We start from the raw sequence: 1523 nt of genomic DNA, 5'->3' as shown, positions 1-1523 counted from the left end.
ACCTACCATGATGACATGCTCCGCATCCGCGAAGTCGAGACAAGGGTGGAATTTCCGGTACAGAACGCCATTGTGGCCGGGAAGGTTGATGTCATCCTCCATGACGGCGATGCCGTGGAGGTGCGCGAGTATAAGACTTCCGACACGGCGACGACACCCGAAGATTCGGCGCTCCAGGTGCGTCTTTACGCCCGGGGGCTCGGCGTGGTGGGGGAGACCGTTTCCCGGGGTTCGGTGGCGTTCCTCGAGGAGGCGAATGTGGACGCAGTGGATGTGAGCGAGCAGACTGTTGCCGATACAGTAGGGCGAGTGGAAGAGCATATTGGCCAGATTCTTGCAGGGGAATTTCCGGCATGTCCCGGGAAAGCCTGCGAACGGTGCGATTATCAGGGCATTTGCAGGTGGCGAAAGTGATTGACGTGGATCCAAAGATGGCAAAATACCAGGAAGAACGGCTAAAGCGGCACAAACAACAACTGAAGCAGAAACTAACCGAGCTATTCCAGATAGACTCTCCTGACCTCGATTTCGGTGTCTACCGGATCATGAACCCGAAGCGGGAGGAAATCCTCCAATTCATGAACAAGGACCTGATCGAGGCCGTTGGTGCCGAGTTTGGTAAATACGATGAAGAGAGCCGAACACAGATCACGGCCGAACTCAATGAGCTGGAGCAGACCATCAGGGAGATATACGGAGACGACGCCCTCGATGCGGGCGGCATCAAGGGAGAATACCGGAAGGCAGCGAAGGGCAAGGAACTCCATGAGAAGTGGCAGAAGCTCCACCGGGATGCGGAAGAGGCATCAATGGGCGATCTCCAGAAGGCGGAGATCTTCGCTCACCTGGAGGAGTTCTTTTCCCGCTACTACAAGGACGGCGACTTCCTCTCCCTCAGGCGATATGCGGCGAACGAGAAGTACGCAGTGCCCTACAACGGCGAGGAGGTTTTGTTCCACTGGGCAAACAAGGACCAGTACTACATCAAGACGGACCGATTTCTAAAGGGTCACGGGTTCGATGTCGGATCGTACCGGGTGCTCTTCGAGGTTGTCCAGGTCGAGGGACAGTCGAACGGGAACGGCAAGGGCCGGTACTTCGTGCTCGCAAATGATGAGGCGGTGGAGTACGACGAAGAGAAGAAGCTCCTTATTGTCCGGTTCGCTCAGGTGCCACTTTCTGATGATGAGCTGATCAAACGCTTCCCGCCTGGGGCTTCAAGGAAGAAGCCAAACCAGGATGACATCGTAAGCGGTCTGGTGAATGAGATTCTGCAAAGCGGCGGCCTTCCAAAGGGATTATCCGACGCCCTGCAGACGAACGAACGGGAGACTGACAAAAATCCACGGCTCTACAAGCACGTGATGAGCTTTTCGAGGGAGAACACAAGCGACTTTTTCATTCACAAGGACCTCGGCGGATTCCTCCGGCAGGAGCTGGACTTCTACATCAAGAATGAGGTCTTTCGGCTGGACGATCTCGGGACGGAGAACGAGGTGGCGGTGGAACGCTACGTGAAGCGG

2 protein-coding genes are annotated in these 1523 nt (G+C 55.9%); both read left to right on the top strand.

Features of this window, described 5'->3' with window-relative positions:
• On the top strand, positions 1-414 hold a 414-nt coding region (locus QCH34_RS12550), incomplete at its 5' end, for a PD-(D/E)XK nuclease family protein (RefSeq protein WP_300334631.1).
• On the top strand, positions 411-1523 hold a 1113-nt coding region (locus QCH34_RS12545), incomplete at its 3' end, for a hypothetical protein (protein WP_300334630.1). The genes QCH34_RS12550 and QCH34_RS12545, both read left to right, overlap by 4 nt.

The sequence above is a fragment of the Methanocalculus sp. genome (assembly GCF_029762515.1).
GTDB lineage: Archaea > Halobacteriota > Methanomicrobia > Methanomicrobiales > Methanocorpusculaceae > Methanocalculus.
The sequence above is the reverse complement of the archived record's forward strand: the minus strand, read 5'-3'. Positions and strand labels throughout refer to the sequence as shown.